Source organism: Pandoraea commovens (genome assembly GCF_902459615.1).
GTDB classification, from domain to species: Bacteria; Pseudomonadota; Gammaproteobacteria; order Burkholderiales; family Burkholderiaceae; genus Pandoraea; species Pandoraea commovens.
The window spans coordinates 25,885-41,796 of record NZ_CABPSA010000013.1; the positions used below are offsets into that span (position 1 = coordinate 25,885).

Annotated in this window: 13 protein-coding genes; 4 read left to right on the plus strand and 9 right to left on the minus strand. The window is 62.7% G+C overall.

All coding sequences use genetic code 11. The annotated features are described in order from the left end of the window. Positions 1-20 precede the first annotated feature (20 nt). From PCO31010_RS25010 to PCO31010_RS25040, 7 genes are all read right to left on the minus strand, one after another. Entirely contained in the window at positions 21-899 is an 879-nt protein-coding gene (locus PCO31010_RS25010) for a phosphotransferase (RefSeq protein WP_174985155.1), read from the minus strand. Next, positions 889-1,842: a sulfotransferase family protein gene (locus PCO31010_RS25015; protein ID WP_150666639.1), complete on the minus strand. Its 954-nt coding sequence runs from the start codon at positions 1,840-1,842 to the stop codon at positions 889-891. Before PCO31010_RS25015 ends, PCO31010_RS25010 begins: the two co-directional genes overlap by 11 nt. Before the next feature lie 119 nt (positions 1,843-1,961). Next, entirely contained in the window at positions 1,962-3,047 is a 1,086-nt protein-coding gene (gene rfbG, locus PCO31010_RS25020; RefSeq protein ID WP_150666640.1) for a CDP-glucose 4,6-dehydratase, read from the minus strand. Next, complete coding sequence (gene rfbF / locus PCO31010_RS25025; protein WP_150666641.1) at positions 3,044-3,823, minus strand: glucose-1-phosphate cytidylyltransferase; 780 nt, start codon at positions 3,821-3,823, stop codon at positions 3,044-3,046. Before rfbF ends, rfbG begins: the two co-directional genes overlap by 4 nt. Next, on the minus strand, positions 3,820-5,700 hold the full coding sequence (locus PCO31010_RS25030) for a hypothetical protein (RefSeq protein WP_150666642.1): 1,881 nt from the start codon (positions 5,698-5,700) through the stop codon (positions 3,820-3,822). Before PCO31010_RS25030 ends, rfbF begins: the two co-directional genes overlap by 4 nt. Before the next feature lie 127 nt (positions 5,701-5,827). Then, positions 5,828-6,220: a TFIIB-type zinc ribbon-containing protein gene (locus PCO31010_RS25035; RefSeq protein WP_150666643.1), complete on the minus strand. Its 393-nt coding sequence runs from the start codon at positions 6,218-6,220 to the stop codon at positions 5,828-5,830. 182 nt (positions 6,221-6,402) lie between these two features. Next, positions 6,403-7,173 (minus strand): TerC family protein, encoded by a 771-nt coding sequence (locus PCO31010_RS25040; RefSeq protein ID WP_039393084.1) that lies wholly within the window; start codon positions 7,171-7,173, stop codon positions 6,403-6,405. A gap of 184 nt (positions 7,174-7,357) precedes the next feature. On the opposite strand from PCO31010_RS25040, the gene PCO31010_RS25045 reads away from it, so the two are divergent. Both PCO31010_RS25045 and PCO31010_RS25050 read left to right on the plus strand, forming a co-directional pair. Continuing rightward, a complete protein-coding gene (locus PCO31010_RS25045; RefSeq protein ID WP_150666644.1) occupies positions 7,358-8,332 on the plus strand; it encodes a LysR family transcriptional regulator in 975 nt (324 codons plus the stop codon). After that, on the plus strand, positions 8,319-9,389 hold the full coding sequence (locus PCO31010_RS25050; RefSeq protein WP_150666645.1) for an AI-2E family transporter: 1,071 nt from the start codon (positions 8,319-8,321) through the stop codon (positions 9,387-9,389). Before PCO31010_RS25045 ends, PCO31010_RS25050 begins: the two co-directional genes overlap by 14 nt. Before the next feature lie 17 nt (positions 9,390-9,406). On the opposite strand, the gene PCO31010_RS25055 is transcribed toward PCO31010_RS25050, so the two are convergent. Beyond that, positions 9,407-10,969, minus strand: a complete 1,563-nt coding sequence (locus tag PCO31010_RS25055; RefSeq protein WP_174985158.1) for a tetratricopeptide repeat protein — start codon at positions 10,967-10,969, stop codon at positions 9,407-9,409. Between the two features lie 535 nt (positions 10,970-11,504). On the opposite strand from PCO31010_RS25055, the gene PCO31010_RS25060 reads away from it, so the two are divergent. Continuing rightward, positions 11,505-13,244, plus strand: coding sequence for an ABC transporter permease (locus PCO31010_RS25060; protein WP_150662131.1), 1,740 nt, complete (start codon positions 11,505-11,507; stop codon positions 13,242-13,244). Between the two features lie 10 nt (positions 13,245-13,254). After that, complete coding sequence (locus PCO31010_RS25065) at positions 13,255-14,571, plus strand: ABC transporter ATP-binding protein (RefSeq protein ID WP_039393092.1); 1,317 nt, start codon at positions 13,255-13,257, stop codon at positions 14,569-14,571. A 103-nt stretch (positions 14,572-14,674) separates the two neighbouring features. Here PCO31010_RS25065 and PCO31010_RS25070 read toward each other — a convergent pair whose 3' ends face one another. Then, complete coding sequence (locus PCO31010_RS25070; RefSeq protein ID WP_150666647.1) at positions 14,675-15,652, minus strand: hypothetical protein; 978 nt, start codon at positions 15,650-15,652, stop codon at positions 14,675-14,677. Positions 15,653-15,912: the final 260 nt, after the last annotated feature.

Here is a 15,912-nt window from a genome sequence, read left to right on the forward strand (position 1 = left end):
CGTATGGCGCTTCAGGCGCGTCAGGCAAGCGCCAGTATTTCGCCCAGACGCTGATCGAAGCTCAGTGCGTTGCCAGCCACGCGTGCGGCACGCACGGACAGGTCGCATTTGAGCAGTACGATCATGACGAGCATCGCAATATCGATCTCTTTGGGCCAGGGCGTATGGCCAAAAATGCCCGCGCTCAGATGCTTCCGGTTATCGAAGAACGTGAGCCAATAGAGGAAGTCGTATCCGGCAACGCCGAGAAACGCATCTTCCCAATCCACGGCGACGAGCCCTTCGGCGTCGTGCATCAGATTGGCAGGCCCGAGATCGCCGTGGCACACCACAGGTGGCATCGACGCCAGCGCCTGCGCAAGCTGCGTCAGATACCGTTGCACCTGCTGCGCCGTTTCGTGGGCAATCAGCTTTTTGGACGTCAGATGTGCCAGCGCCTCGTGAGACGCGTCGACCAGACTCGACATCGTGTCGTCCCGTCGCATGCGCGGCGCCCACTCGTGGCACGCCAGACGCGCCTCATACCCGGCGATCGCGCTCAGCACATCTGCAATCCCCGGGGCGACCGGCGAACGCGTGAGCGTATCGGTGACCAGCCACAAACGGCCGTCGCACTCTACCCGCTCGACGTGCAGACGCCCCGCGTACGCAGCGTCGAGCAGTGCAATTTCCTTGTCCAGCGCATCACGCCCCTGAGGCGTTGCGTGCGACTTCAGAAAGCGGGTGCGGGCACCGGCCCGCACCGTAAAGCAAATCCCGAGCGTGCCAGCCTGCACCCGCACCAGTGTGTCGGGTTGCGCGCCCAGACAAGACAGCAGCGGCCCGACATCGACCGCCAGCTTGCTTGCCTCGAGCCCGGCATCGGGCCCGTCCGAGAAATGCCGCAACTTACTTAGCACGATAGTACTTGGCGAGGTAAGGCACTTCGTCGTACTTGAAATGACGCGCCAGCGCGGTCGTGCCGTGAACGATCTGCGCCTTCTCTGCGTCGTTCAGTTCGTCGATGATCGCTTCGTTATATTCCGGCGTGCTCTTGAGCACGGTGCCCCACGGCGCGATGTCGTCCTTGATTTCCTTGCCGTTCCAGCTCGGATACAGCATCGATTCTTCGAACTTCACGCCGATGAAGTCGGCCACATCCGTCATGAATGCCTTCTTGTCGCCCACCAGATCTTCGTAGCGGAAGATCCGCACGTTTTCCGGGAACATGCGCGCGTACATTTCCACCGTCGAGTGGTAGATGTTCCACGTGATCAGATACTTGCTGAGCGGCTGCGGGAACGGACGGCGCTTCGTGTCGCGATAGGCCGAGAACGGGTTACGCACGATGTGCATGATGCGCACGTTCGGGAAGTCGCGAACCAGACGGTCGGCGTCGATGCCGATGGCCGGCGAGTAGCCGACGTGGCGCATGCCTTCCTGCGGCGTGGTGTAGTAGTTCTTCCATGCCGTGAACGTCGAGCGGAAGAAGGCTTCGATGACCTGGCGACGCGAATGCGGGCCTTCGCCCAGCAGCTTCTGGAATTCGGCGACGCGATCGGCTTCGTTCAGCTCGAGATCGGCGTTCTTGAACTTCGAGCCGTTCTTCTTACGCAGGAACGTCTTCATTTCCTCGTCGATCATCTGCTCGTACAGCTCGATGGCCGTCGCGCCTTCCGGGAACTCCGGATAGCGATATTGCACGCGCTCGACGGACGCCAGGAAATCGTTGAAGTTGCGATTGCCGAGTTGCGATTCGAACGGGTACACCAGCAGTTCGGAATGGCCGTCGAGGTGACGGTGGGTAACGTTACCGCCGTGCTCGAAGCCGGCCGACACCATGACTAGGTTGAAATTGCTCATTACAGTAGCTCCATTTGCATTACTTCTGATTTCTGTTAACCAGGCCACGCCGCGCTTGCGCTGCGCTCGGGCTGTGCTTACATCGAATTAGGCGCTGGGCCCGGGAAAAATCGATCTCGTCAGTCGCCACCGCCCTCCGGTGACTGCGCATACGCACGGATATCGGACAACGTGTGCTCTCGCATGTCCTGTCCGTCGACGTAGGCACGATGCCAGGCGACGATGCGCTGGAGCGCGGTCTCGAGACGCCAACGCGCGCGCCATTGCAGCAATTGGTGCGCTTTCGAGCAATCCAGCTTCAGATAGTGCGCCTCGTGCAATACCGGCGCGTCGTCGAGTACCCATTGCGCGCCCGCGCCCCAAAGCTCGGTCAGACGTCCCACGATATGGTCGACCTGACGGGCATCGTCCGGTGCCGGTCCGAAGTTCCATCCACCGACGTATTCCGGCCCGCTTTCCCACAAGCGCTCGGCGAGTCGCAAATAGCCGGAAAGCGGTTCGAGCACGTGCTGCCAGGGTCGGATCGCGTGCGGCGAACGAATCCGGACCGGTTGCCCCTGCTCGATGGCCCGCAGGATATCCGGAATCAACCGGTCCTGCGCCCAATCGCCACCGCCGATCACATTGCCGGCGCGCGCCGACGCAAGCGCAACACCGTGCTTGTCGTAAGCGTGCGGCGGGAAGAACGAATCACGAAACGCCCCGGTCACGAGCTCCGCACACCCCTTGCTGTTGCTATAGGGATCGTGCCCGCCCATCGGGTCCCGTTCGCGATACCCCCACACCCACTCGCGATTCTCGTAGCATTTGTCGCTGGTCACATTCACAACGGCGCGAACGGACGGCGTATGGCGAATCGCTTCGAGCAGATGGACCGTGCCCATCACGTTGGTGTTGTAGGTCTGCACCGGATCGACATAGGAATGTCTCACCAGCGCCTGCGCTGCCATGTGAATAACGATCTCCGGCGCGCACTCACTCACCACACGCGACACCAGCGCCGCATCGCGCACATCACCCTCGATCGAGCGGATGTCCTGCGCGACGTTCGCGATCTCGAACAGACTGGGCGTGGTCGCCGGTGCCAGCGCGAAGCCAACGACCTCGGCCCCGAGCTCACGCAGCCACAACGACAGCCAGGCGCCCTTGAAACCGGTGTGACCGGTCAGCAGAACGCGTTTGCCCTTCCAGAATGCCGGATTCATTTTTCCCAGACCTTCCAAGGTGCGCGACCGCCCGACCACATCTCTTCGAGCAACGTCTTGTCGCGCAGCGTATCCATGGGTTGCCAGAATCCGTGGTGCTGGTACGCCGAGAGCTGGCCCTGCGACGCCAACGTTTCCAGCGGTTCGCGCTCCCACACCGTGGAATCGTCCCTGAGCAGATCGATCACCTTCGGCGAGAGCACGAAGAAGCCACCATTGATCATGCCGCCGTCGCCCTTCGGCTTTTCCTTGAACGTCGTCACGCGGTGATCCGGCTGGATGTCGAGCGCACCGAAACGGCCCGGCGGATACGTCGCAGTCAGCGTGGCAAGCGTGCCTTGCGTGTTGTGAAATTCGATCAGTGCACCGATGTCGACGTCGCTCACGCCGTCGCCGTAGGTGAAGCAGAACGCGTCTTCGCCCGCCAGATAGGGTGCAGCGCGCTTCAGGCGACCACCGGTCATCGTGTCTTCACCGGTATCGATCAGCGTGACGCGCCACGGCTCGGCGTGTCGCTGGTGCACGTCCATGCGATTCGACGCCATGTCGAACGTCACATCCGACATATGCAGGAAGTAGTTCGCGAAGTATTCCTTGATCAAATACCCTTTGTAGCCGCAGCAGATGATGAAGTCGTTGATCCCGTAGTGGGAATAGATCTTCATGATGTGCCAGAGAATCGGCTTGCCGCCGATCTCGATCATGGGCTTGGGTCGGAGATGCGTTTCCTCGGAGATGCGTGTGCCAAGCCCCCCGGCGAGAATCACTGCTTTCATTTGTTGTTTTCCTTAAGTCGCGCCGAGAAGCCCTCACGCGCTGCCAAGCAAGCGGCGCTCGCGACCGACGGCGAGCGCGTCGGCTTGAGCAGATACTGGGAATACGACTGCGGATGACCGCCCGCGCCCGGTGGCGTCGTCAATGTACCGACGCGCACATAGTCCTTGTCCGGATCGGCCCCGATATGCGCGAGCACTGCGCGCACCGAAAGACTGCGCGGGCCGCCGGGTTCCTCAAGCAGCCAGGCACGCGCGATGTCCGCGCAACGCTCCGTATCCAGACTGGTCATTGCCAATGCATCGCTGCCCGGATAGGCCCCCACCATCCACGGTTGCCCCAGACCTCGCGACCCGAGCGCGTAGAGTACGCCCGGCGAACGGCCGGTGAGATCGATTGCCGGCGTGTCCGGGGTCAACCCGGCCGCACGTGCTTGCGTGAGCGCATCGTTCAGATAGTCGCGGTAGTCACCTGAGAGCACCAATCGACCGCCCGCAGGGAAATCGAACGGCGCGGCGTTCAGACGCAACGACTGGGGTTGACGATACGGGAACGAAATCGCATTGTCGATCACCCCCGCCGCCACGAACTGCATGACGAACACCATCGGCAGGACCCAGAGGGGGCGCGACGGTGCTGGCACCAGCGCGGCGCAAGCCACTACACCGGCTAGCGCCCAGAAGAAGGCCACCGTCGCGCCGGCACGCCAGTAGTTGGCATTGGTGCCGAATGCAGCGACATGCGGTAATAGAAAGAGTAAGAGGGCCAATCCCGCCAGACGCCCCGGAATGCCGGAGAACAACGCCTGCGCGTTGCGCAGCACGAGTCCGCGCGCGATGAATGCCCCCACAATACAGGCGCACGAAATGCCGAAAACAGCGACGTTCGGGATCTCGAACGATGCCGCGCCGTGGCTGGCCAGCCAGACGGCCGCGCCTGCGATGACGGCACAGACAGCGGCGGCGCAGACATAAGCGAGACGTCCGCCCCGTGACACGGCAAGCGCACCGAGCGTGACGACAAGCGCTGCCAATCCCGCCAGCCGGTAATCCCGACCGGTGTACCCGAGCAAATCGATACGGAAGATCTTGTCCACTTCCTGCCCGCTGCCAAGCGCCTTCAACGCCTGAGCGCTGCTGAGCAGGCGGTCGACGAAACGCACCGGTGAGCCGTCGATCATCACGACCATCGCCACCAGCATCAACACGGCAAGTGCCGCCGCCACGGCCATCCGACGCAGATGCCAGATGCCTCGGCAGGCCGAATACGCCACGAAGAGCACGGCCAGCATTGCGGCGGTCGTCGGCTTGCCTGCAAACGTCAGCACCCCGCCCAGCGCCACCATCACGACACCCAGAGATGCCAGACGGCTCTCGCGCTCGTCGGCCAGTAGCAGACCGCTGACAGCGAGCATCAGCCCCTGAAAGGTCAGTGCGTTGTAGTTCGGTGTCACGAGCCACGCGGTGAGGCTCATCAACGACAGCGGCGCGAGCGACAACGCCAGCACCGCCGATTTCGCAAACGGGACGGGATTACCGGCAGAAAGTTGCCGGATGACGGCCCAGCTCAGGGTCCAGCCGAAGCCGAAGGTGATCAGAATGTTGGCCTGACGCAGCGCGCCGATGTCACCCCCGAGCAGACGCGCGAGTGGGTGGTAAACAAAGCCGAACAGCGTGACCGGAATATTGAGCGCGTAAGCGCCGGGATGCGCGATGGACGCGAGGTAAAAGCTTTCGTCCGTAAAGTCGATGCCGTACCGGCTGAAGCTCAGTACGACGACAAGCAAGTAGATGGCAACGGCCGCCGCAAGGCAGTTCAAGAACGTACCGCGCCCAAACGCACGTACGCCCCTCGCCTCCTGCGCGATAATCCCGTCCAAATGACACCCCTCGCCCCAAGCAAATCGCGCCATTATAGCGGAGTCAACGCCCCGATTTGAGGGAATCCCGGGCGGGTCCGGTCACGGCCGGAATCGACCGCGCCGGGCGCGATTCCCTTGCCTCGAATCAATCGAAGTCGAACATCTCGAACAACGACTTCTTCTTGCGCGGACTGTCATAGTGACGACGACGGTCGTCGTGGCCGTGGTGGGTGTTGGGGTGCCTGCCGTCGTCATCGCGTCGGTCATCGTGGTCGCGATACTCGTGCGACGCCCGATGCTCACGCGCGTCGTACCCGCCGCGCCCGAATCCCCCCTGCCCGCCCTGCCCGCCCTGCCAGCCGTGACCACCTTGCACGGCCTGAGCAGGCATTGCAGGGGTCTCATCCGTGCGCTCGATCAGCTTGTCCAGCTCGCCGCGATCGAGCCACACGCCGCGACACTTCGGGCAGTAATCGATCTCCACCCCCTGACGCTCCGTCATCAGCAGATCCGGGGTACCGCATACAGGACACTTCATCGTTTCGCTCCGTTACTTAAAGGACAACGTCCTCAATGTACCGAGCGCGTTGCAACGAAAAAACCTGCATTTCCATTCATCCAAGTTCGAAAAAGCCGAACATCCAAACCGTCCTCGCTAACGAAAAAGCGGTGCCGATTTTCACCGGCACCGCCCTTTTTCACCTTTTGGTGACGTGTTGATTAGTGCAGCACGCGCGCCTTCTGCGCGTCACGTCGCGCCTTGGCACGACGTGTCATCATGTTCAGCCCTTCGACGAAGGCCGAGAACGCCATGGCTGCGTAGATATAACCCTTCGGGATGTGCGACCCGAAGCCCTCGGCGATCAGCGTCATGCCGATCACCAGCAGGAAGCCCAGCGCCAGCATGACCACCGTCGGATTCGCCGCGATGAAGCGCGAGAGCGGACCGGCCATGAACAACATCGCCGTCACTGCTGCGATCACAGCGATGAACATGATCGGGATGTGCTCGGTCATGCCCACTGCCGTCACGATGCTGTCGATGGAGAACACGAGGTCCAGCACCAGAATCTGCATGACGGCCGCGCGTGCGGTGATCGTCGCCAACGTACCCGAAGCGTCGCCGTTCGCTTCGTCTTCGGTTCCCGTCGCCACGTGGTGATGCATCTCCTTCGTCGCCTTCCACACGAGGAAGAGGCCACCGGCGATCAGGATCAGGTCACGCCACGAGAAGCCGTGGTCGAACAGTTCGAAGAGCGGTGTCGTCAGTTTGGCAATCCAGGCCACCGTGCCGAGCAACGCCAGCCGCATGACCAGCGCCAATGCGATACCCATGCGCTGCGTGCGTGCGCGCATCGCCAAAGGCAATTTGTTCGTCAGGATCGAGATGAAGATCAGGTTGTCGATGCCGAGCACGACCTCCATGACCACCAGCGTGACAAGCGCCGCCCATACCGCCGGGTCGGCCGCCAAAGCAAGTAGATAGTCCATATGTGCGCCAGAGTTTCCGTATGGTTATCGGGACAACCGCTGCCGTCCGGCACCGATCATCCCCTTTCGTCTCCCGCACACAACGTAGGGCGCGGGCTCAGGACAGCATCATCGTCGAACTCACGCTTCGCAAAAACCAGCTATATACTGCACTTTAGTTCGGTTTTTCCGAAGTCTTATCTCTATGTTGAACTACCGCCATCTTTACTACTTCTGGGTGGTCGTCAAGGAAGGCGGCTTTGCCAGAGCCGCCGAGCGCCTCGACATGGCCGTCCAGACTATCAGCGCGCAGGTCCGTGAGCTGGAAAAGTCGCTGGGGCACCAGTTACTCAAACCGGCCGGGCGCGGCGTCGCCATGACCGAGCCGGGACAGGCCGCTTTCCGACGTGCCGAGGAAATCTTCCGCCTCGGCCAGTCGATTCCCGACGAAGTCCGCGAAGCCGCGAGCGGCCGCGTGGCGCGCCTTGCGGTCGGTCTCGCCGACGGCATCTCGAAGCTTGCCGCCCACGCCATTCTCGCACCGGTGCTCGACACGCCATCGCTGCGACTCGTATGCCACGAAGGCGAGCACGAACAGTTGCTCGCCGAACTCGCCCTGCACAAGCTCGATCTGGTGCTCGCCAGCCAGCCCGCACCGTACAACCCGACCTTGCGGCTCGTGAGCGAGCGGCTGGTGGAGTCGCCTGTCGACTGGTACGGACCGGCGTCGCTCGTGCGCAACGTCTCGCGCGATACGTTCGCGCAATGCCTCGCAACCCTGCCCGTATTATTGCCCACGGGACACTCAGCCCTGCGCGCCCGCCTCGACCAGTGGTTCGAGACGCAGAGCATTCGTCCGAACATTGTCGGCGAGTTTGAAGACAGTGCGTTGATGGCCGTGTTCGCCACGCGCGGCATGGGTGTCTTCCCTCTGAGCAAGGCCGGGGCTGGCGACGTCTCGCTGCTGCGCGGACTGCGCTGGCTGGGCCGTCCGGACGACGTCCACGAGGACATTCACGCGATTCGCTCGCGACGCGGCGAAGGCCACCCGCTCGTCACCCGCATCATCGAAGGCATGCGTGACACCACGACCGGGGTAACGTCCGGTTCTGATATAAGAAGGGCTGACGCGCCATTCGAGCCGTCGTCATCTGTGAGGAAACCTCATGTCGAGTCGTAGCGACCAGCGCAAGTTCTTCCACCTCATGCTGTTCGTCGTGACGATCGTGTTCGGGTGGATTCTGTTCCCGCTGTTCGGCGCGGTGTTCTGGGGGACGATTCTCGCCGTGCTGTTCCAGCCGGTGCAGCGCCGCATTCTGGTCCGTATGCGCGGACGTCCCAATCTCGCCGCCCTCACCACGCTCGCGCTGATTCTGCTCATCGTGATTCTGCCGCTCACGCTCGTCGTGGGCATGCTGACGCAGGAAATCAGCACGGCGCTCGTGCGCTTTCGCACCGATCTGCCGCAACTGACGGTCTCCTTCCAGCAATTGCTAGACCGCCTGCCCGCCAGCGTTCACCGGATCATGGATCTGGCCGGTGTGCAGGACGTCAACGCCATTCAGCAGAAGCTGGGCGACGGGGCCGCACAGATCGGCCGTCTGGTCGCGGTGTACCTCGTGAGCATCGGGCAGAACACCGCGCAGTTGCTGGTGAGCTTCGGCGTGATGCTCTATTTGCTTTTCTTTCTGCTGCGCGACGGGACGGCACTCGGCGCGATGGTGCGCCGCGCTCTGCCGCTTGATGAGCGTCACAAGGGTCAACTAATCCGGCAATTCACCACCGTGGTCCGCGCGACAGTCAAGGGCAACATCGCCGTGGCCGTGGCGCAGGGCGTGCTCGGCGGCTTCATCTTCGCCGTGCTCGGGATTCAGGGCTATGTGCTGGCGGCCGTGGTGATGGCCTTTCTGTCGCTGTTACCCGCTGTGGGTGCCGCCGTGGTGTGGGTGCCCGTGGGCATCTGGCTGCTGCTCGCCGGGCAAGTTTGGAAGGCGGTGATCCTGTTCGCGTTCTGCGGCACCATCGTCAGTCTGGTCGACAACGTGCTGCGACCGATCCTCGTGGGCAAGGACACCAAGCTGCCCGACTGGGTGGTGCTGATCTCCACCCTCGGGGGCATGTCGCTCTTCGGCCTGACGGGCTTTGTGATCGGGCCGCTCATCGCTGCGCTGTTCATCGCGAGCTGGAATATCTACACGCGTCTGCGCGACGACGATGAGGCGGCCGATGCAGGCTGATAGGGATCAGCACTGCATTACTGCTGCAAGATGCCTTCGACGTCCGTAGCGACTTGCGCCATCAGGCTGTCCCAGTCCCCGCGGGCTGGCTGCCGATACAACGAGACCGACGGATACCAGTCGCTGTCGCGTCGTGTCAGTTGCCAGCGCCAGTCCGGCGTGTAGTTCAGCAGCACCCACACCGGCTTGCCCAGTGCACCGGCCAGATGCACCACCGCCGTATCGGCGGCGATCACCAGATCCATTTGCGCAATGACGGCCGCCGTCTCCGCGAAGTCGCTGAGCTTCGCGCCGATGTCATGCACGTTGCCGTGCGCGCTTCGGTAGCTCGCGAGTTCGGCATGCTCCTCGTCCGTGGCGTCGACCTGCAACGAGTAGAACTGCGCGTTCGCGGTAAACAGCGGTGCCCAGTGCTTAAGCGCGATGTCCCGATGCGGCGGGAACGGACGCGTGCGCCACACGAAACCAACACGAAGCGTGCCTTCCGGCTTCGCGCCGAGGGCGGAGCGCCAGACCATTTCGCGTCCGGCACTGGAACGTAGATACGGCGAGTGCACCGCCACGTCTCCCGCGACTTTGAGCAGATGCGGCAGGCTGAGCAGCGGCAATTGCCAGTCGAACGACGGCACCGGCATGTGCTCGCCGAGCACCGTCACGCCGCGCGCGAAGCCGCCCAGCAGCGTGACCAGCGGCGCCTGCACCGAGAGCACCACCGTCGCGCCCATCGCCACCAGGCGCGGCACGAAACGCACGAACTGCAACGTGTCGCCGAAGCCCGGTTCGCTATAGACGAACACCGTCTTGCCCGCGAGTGGCGCTTTGCCGTCCCACAAACGATCGTTGAAACGCCGCTTCTGGCCACCGTCCTGCCAGCGCCATTCGTAGTCGTGCCAGCCGTGCTCGAAGTCGCCCAGCAGCAAATTGGTCTGCGCCCGGTTGGTCCGCGCGCCCGCGTGATCCGGCGACAGCTTGACCGCATCGCGCAGGCATTGGAGCGCATCGGCGAAGGCATGCTGCTCGCGCAACGCCACGCCCAGGTTCACCAGCGGATCGGGCTGCTGCGGCGCGATGGCGTTGGCGAGCCGATACGCGGCGATCTCTTCGTCGAAGCGACCCAGCGCACCGAGCGCACGGCCCCGGTTGAAATGGGCCTGCCACAGCGCGGGCGCTTTGGCCGAGGTGCGCTCGAACCAGGCGAGTGCACGCGCGTTATCGCCCGCCTGCGCCCACGTCAGACCGACCGTATGCATCGTGCCGATGACGTCGGGCGATTGCTGCACCGTCGCTTCGAACAGTGCTTCGGCGCGCATCGGACGCCCGGCTTGCAGGCTGGCCATCGCGGCATCGAACGTCGCCTGCGCCCCCGGGCGAGGCACGAGCGTGAGCAGACGGTCGAAGGCATCGGCCGCGCCCTCGAAAGCGCTCGTGCGCAACGAGACATACGCGAGCCCTTCGAGCGCGGGAAGAAATTCGGGGGATTGTTTCAGAACTTGTCGTAACTCGGCGATCGCCTCGTCGAGCCGGCCGGCGGCACTGAGTTGTCGTGCACGCTCGCAACGCGCGTCTAATGGCGTCGTCATGCGGCGCATCCTTGCTTGTCTTGGAATGGGAGGGAGACGGGCCGGCAAGCCATACGAACACCGCAAGCGGGGAAACCGCCCGCAGCGACTGGCGCCGTGGCCCGAGCAAGCGGTGCACACTACACGACCGCACGGCACGAAGCAAGCCGCGGGGATTGGTCTGCGCAACCTCTCATAAGTTCACAACTTAAACGTAACCAATTGTCGCGATCTCCCTTATGCGACCAAGGTCCGGGCCAGTGCATACACCGTTGCGCCAAACGCCTTCGAAAGCGCATTTCTTTAAAGCACAACAGTGCCGCTTCAAATCGGTATCGACTGACGAAACCCAGGCTTCCCGCAGTGCAGCATAAAAACCACAGTCGCCCATCGGCGAACGGGTTTGCCAACGTATGACACCCGCTTTAACATCTTTTTACGGGGCAATCTGGTAGCATCCGCTGCCGTCCCTGCACACGCGCAACGTCGCTGCCGTGCTGCACTACGACGCTTCAGCCCTGTTGTTCGTCCGAACCCTCATCCAAACGAGGTCCCGATGACGCGCGTAGCCCGTCCGTTCATCCCCGCCACCGCGCGACGCCTGCTGCCCAACCGCTGGGATTTCATCGCTTTCCCGATCATCATCGGCTTTCTGATGGTCAGTTCTTCGGGCATTCGACAAACCTGGGCCCCGCTGGCCGATCTGCATACCGAAGTCATCTCGCTGGACCCGGCCAATCTGCCTGAGTACGCGTTACGCACTACCTTGCGTATGCTCGCGGCAATGGTGGCGTCACTGATCTTCACACTGGTATATGGCACGCTCGCGGCCAAGAGCCGCCGCGCGGAAAAGTTGCTGGTACCGATGCTCGACATTCTTCAGTCGGTGCCGGTGCTGGGCTACATCTCATTTACCGTCACTTTCTTCCTCGCCCTGTTCCCGGGACGCGTACTCGGCGCCGAATGCGCCGCCATCTTCGCGATCTTCACGAGTCAGGCGTGGAACATGACGTTCTCGTTCTACCAGTCGATGCGCACCCAGCCACGCGATCTGTCCGAAGTCGCGGTCAATCTGCGTCTCTCGCCGTGGCAGCGCTTCTGGAAGCTCGACGTCCCGTACTCCATGCCGGGCCTCATCTGGAACATGATGATGAGCATGTCGGGCGGATGGTTCTTCGTAGTGGCGTCCGAAGCGATCACCGTGGGCGACAAGACGGTCACGCTGCCGGGCATCGGCGCGTATCTCGCCACGGCCATCCTTCAGCGCGATCTGGGTGCGGTGGGCTGGGTGATTCTGGCGATGGTCGTCGTCATCGTCATTTACGACCAGTTCCTGTTCCGCCCGATGGTCGCGTGGTCGGACAAATTCCGTCTGGAAGACACGGTCTCGCAGGCCGCGCCCGAATCGTGGGTGCTGAACGTCATTCAACGCACGCGCGCCATTCAGTTGCTGCTGCGTCCGCTGGGCAAGCTGCTGCGCACCATCGCCCGCATGCGTATGCCGATCTCGCTGCCCGCCGCGATCCACTCCGAGTCGAAGTCACCGCTCTCGCGCGTGATCGACTGGCTGTGGGCGGCCCTGCTCGTGGTGCTCGGTGTGTTCGCCGCGTGGAAGATCGTCACGTTCGTGCTGAGCGAAGTCGGCGGACCTGAGATTCTGCGCGTGTTCGGTCTCGGCCTGATCACGCTGGTGCGGGTGATCGTGCTCATTGCGATTGCGTCGGTGGTGTGGGTACCGCTGGGGGTGCTGATCGGGCTGCGTCCGAAGCTCGCCGAGCGCATTCAGCCGCTCGCCCAGTTCCTCGCAGCCTTCCCGGCCAACTTGCTGTTCCCGATCTTCGTGGTGCTGATCGTCCACTTCCATCTGAATGCGGACATCTGGCTCTCGCCGCTGATCGTGCTGGGCACGCAGTGGTACATCCTGTTCAACGTCATCGCCGGGGCGACCGCTTTCCCGAACGACTTCAAGGAAGCCGCCACCAACTTCCGCATTCGCGGCTGGCAGTGGTGGCGTCAGGTCATGTTGCCGGGCATCTTCCCCTATTACGTAACGGGGGCGATCACGGCGTCGGGCGGCGCGTGGAACGCGTCCATCGTCTCGGAATACGTGCAGTGGGGCGACGACAAGGTCGCCGCGCACGGTCTGGGGGCCTACATCGCACAAACGACGGCCGCCGGCGACTATCCGCGCATTCTGCTCGGCATCGCGGTCATGGCGCTGTTCGTCGTGCTGTTCAACCGTTTGCTGTGGCGCCCCATGTACGCCATCGCTGAAAACAAGCTTCGTCTGAATTGAAGGGACCGTGATGCCGAACGATACTCAAACGATGACCGGAAAAGAGATCTTCTCGCTCGCCAACGTCAGTCGCGGCTTCCGCAAGGGCAGCGACGAGCGTCAGGTCCTCGACGGCGTGAACCTGCAACTGCACGAAGGCGAGATCGTCGGCCTGCTGGGCCGCTCCGGCTCGGGCAAATCGACGCTGCTGCGCATCATCGCCGGTCTGATTCAGCCCAGCTCGGGTGACATCCGCTACATGGGCGAGCCGCTCGAAGGCCCGCCCGAAGGCGTGGCGATGGTGTTCCAGACCTTCGCGCTGTTCCCGTGGCTCACCGTGCTGCAAAACGTGGAAGCCGGACTGGAAGCCCTCGGCGTCGAGCCGAAGGAACGCCGTAAGCGTGCGCTCGCCGCCATCGACCTGATCGGTCTGGACGGCTTCGAGAACGCCTATCCGCGCGAACTCTCCGGCGGTATGCGTCAGCGCGTGGGCTTCGCCCGTGCGCTGGTGGTCAACCCCACGCTGCTGCTCATGGACGAGCCGTTTTCCGCACTCGACGTGCTGACGGCCGAAACGCTGCGTACCGACCTGCTCGATTTGTGGAGCCAGCGTCAGTTGCCGATCAAGTCGATCCTGATCGTCACGCACAACATCGAGGAAGCCGTGTTCATGTGCGATCGCATTCTGGTGCTGTCGTCGAATCCGGGCCGCGTGGTTGCCGAGATCAAGGTGCCGTTCCCGCACCGCCGCAACCGTCTCGATCCCGCCTTCCGCAAGATGGTGGACGACATCTACGCGCTGATGACCTCGCGTCGTAACGCTCACACCACGCAAAAGATGCCGCTGGAACTCTCCAGCCCGCTGCACGAAGTATCGACCAACCTGATGGCCGGTCTGCTCGAAGCGCTGGCGGTGCCGCCGTACAACGGACGTGCCGACTTGCCCGATATTGCGCAGACGCTGCTGCTGGAGGTCGACGATCTCTTCCCCGTCGCCGAAATTCTCGATCAGTTGGGCTTCGCCGAACTCAAGGAAGGCGACATTCTGCTCACGGCGGCAGGCAAGCGATTCGTGGACGTCAGCACGCAGGAGCGCAAGGTGTTGTTCGCCGAGCACCTGCTGCGCCACGTGCCGCTCGCCGCGAAGATTCGTGCTGTGTTGCAGGAGCGTCGCGGACAGCGCGCACCGCGCGTGCGTTTCGAACAGGAGCTGGAAGATTCGATGTCGGACGATCTCGCACAGGAAACGCTCGACACCGCGATCAACTGGGGTCGTTACGCCGAGATCTTCTCGTACAACGACCACACGGAAACGTTCAGTCTTGAGGACGTGGAAGGCGCGACCTGAGCGCCGTCTGCTGAATCCGAAGCGGACAAAACAACGCCGCGCGAGTCGATCGACCGCGCGGCGTTGTTGTTTCTGCTGTCGCTTTCGTGACCGCCCGTTCGGCTCAGAATGCGTAGCCTGCGCCGATCATCCATGTCTGGTTGATCGTCTTCGAGTCGGGCTCGTAGGCATTCACGCCGGGGCTGACTTGCGTGACGCTGGAACGTCCGTACTGGAAACGCGACCACTCGTAGGTCGCATTCACGTGGAAGTTGCGCGCCACTGCGTAATCCAGTCCTAAGCCCGCCACCACGACCGGTTTGTTGCCGAGATTGAAGGTGTTCTGCGAGCCAGCGAGCGTCATCGACGAGCCGACCATCGCGCCAGCGCGAATGTCCGCCGTCGCTACGAGCTTCGACGTCAGCTCCAGTTGTCCCATGAGGCCGCCCCCGACCACGTGATGACGGTAGCGCTCATAGAAACCGTAAGGATCGCGGCTGCTGTCGCGAATCCAGTCGCGATAGCTGTAGCTGACGTACGGAATGACCTGCGCATTCCACGTCCCGAGATGGAACGGAATGGCCTTACCGGCCTTAAGGGTGACATCCGTGGCCGTCGAGCGCGTGGTCATCCCGTAATTCGACTGGATCACGCGACCGGCGACGTCCTGTAAATAGCCACCGTAATTCACGTTGCCGTGCGCCACCCGCACCTGAGCGCCGAAGTACAGATTCGAGATGCCGAACAACTGCCGCTGCGTGGACGCCGTCAACGCAAAGGCTGCGGTCGTTCCGCTCTCGGAGTCGCTTTTGCCGGGGGCGATGGTTTCCCAGTAGTTCAGGCGCTGGGCACCGACACCGAACCAGACCTGATTGTTGGCGCGCAGCATGGCTTCCTGCGCATGGACGCTCACCGCAAAAAGACTGGCGAGGCCAGCAGCAGCACTAGCAGCAGCGACTAAAACGGTGCGTCCGAAGACACTACCGCCGGGGCCGCAAACGATGGTGCGGCGCGTGTTCGACGTCATGGCACGACCCTCCCCAGGCGTGATCGCAACGACGAGTTGGAAGTGGCCATCGGCGTGGCCACCGTTTTCAGGCATTGTTTCAGCGCGCCTCGCGGGGCGCAAGCGGGGAAATGTGGATTCTTTGCGTACCTCGATTTTCGAGAGATACGTTCGTCGAGCCAATGCCCCGGCACCGGCAGGGGGGAACCTCGGCCAGCAGGCCGTGGCGATTGACGATCAAGGCGGGGAAAGGGACGCAAAAGGGACGAAACCGGCGCGCTCAGCCGCTTTCGAGGTCTTCGTCGAAACGAATCGGCCGACGGGAGACCGTGTCAAAAAGGCCACACCTATCGGTA

Excerpts from the sequence above, each read along its gene's own strand:
- rfbF (WP_150666641.1), bottom strand. The coding sequence starts at position 3,823 with ATGAAAGCAGTGATTCTCGCCGGGGGGCTTGGCACACGCATCTCCGAG.
- PCO31010_RS25050 (WP_150666645.1), top strand. The coding sequence starts at position 8,319 with ATGTCGAGTCGTAGCGACCAGCGCAAGTTCTTCCACCTCATGCTGTTC.
- PCO31010_RS25070 (WP_150666647.1), bottom strand. The coding sequence starts at position 15,652 with ATGCCTGAAAACGGTGGCCACGCCGATGGCCACTTCCAACTCGTCGTT.
- rfbG (WP_150666640.1), bottom strand. The coding sequence starts at position 3,047 with ATGAATCCGGCATTCTGGAAGGGCAAACGCGTTCTGCTGACCGGTCAC.
- PCO31010_RS25040 (WP_039393084.1), bottom strand. The coding sequence starts at position 7,173 with ATGGACTATCTACTTGCTTTGGCGGCCGACCCGGCGGTATGGGCGGCG.
- PCO31010_RS25060 (WP_150662131.1), top strand. The coding sequence starts at position 11,505 with ATGACGCGCGTAGCCCGTCCGTTCATCCCCGCCACCGCGCGACGCCTG.
- PCO31010_RS25065 (WP_039393092.1), top strand. The coding sequence starts at position 13,255 with ATGCCGAACGATACTCAAACGATGACCGGAAAAGAGATCTTCTCGCTC.
- PCO31010_RS25035 (WP_150666643.1), bottom strand. The coding sequence starts at position 6,220 with ATGAAGTGTCCTGTATGCGGTACCCCGGATCTGCTGATGACGGAGCGT.
- PCO31010_RS25015 (WP_150666639.1), bottom strand. The coding sequence starts at position 1,842 with ATGAGCAATTTCAACCTAGTCATGGTGTCGGCCGGCTTCGAGCACGGC.
- PCO31010_RS25055 (WP_174985158.1), bottom strand. The coding sequence starts at position 10,969 with ATGACGACGCCATTAGACGCGCGTTGCGAGCGTGCACGACAACTCAGT.
- PCO31010_RS25045 (WP_150666644.1), top strand. The coding sequence starts at position 7,358 with ATGTTGAACTACCGCCATCTTTACTACTTCTGGGTGGTCGTCAAGGAA.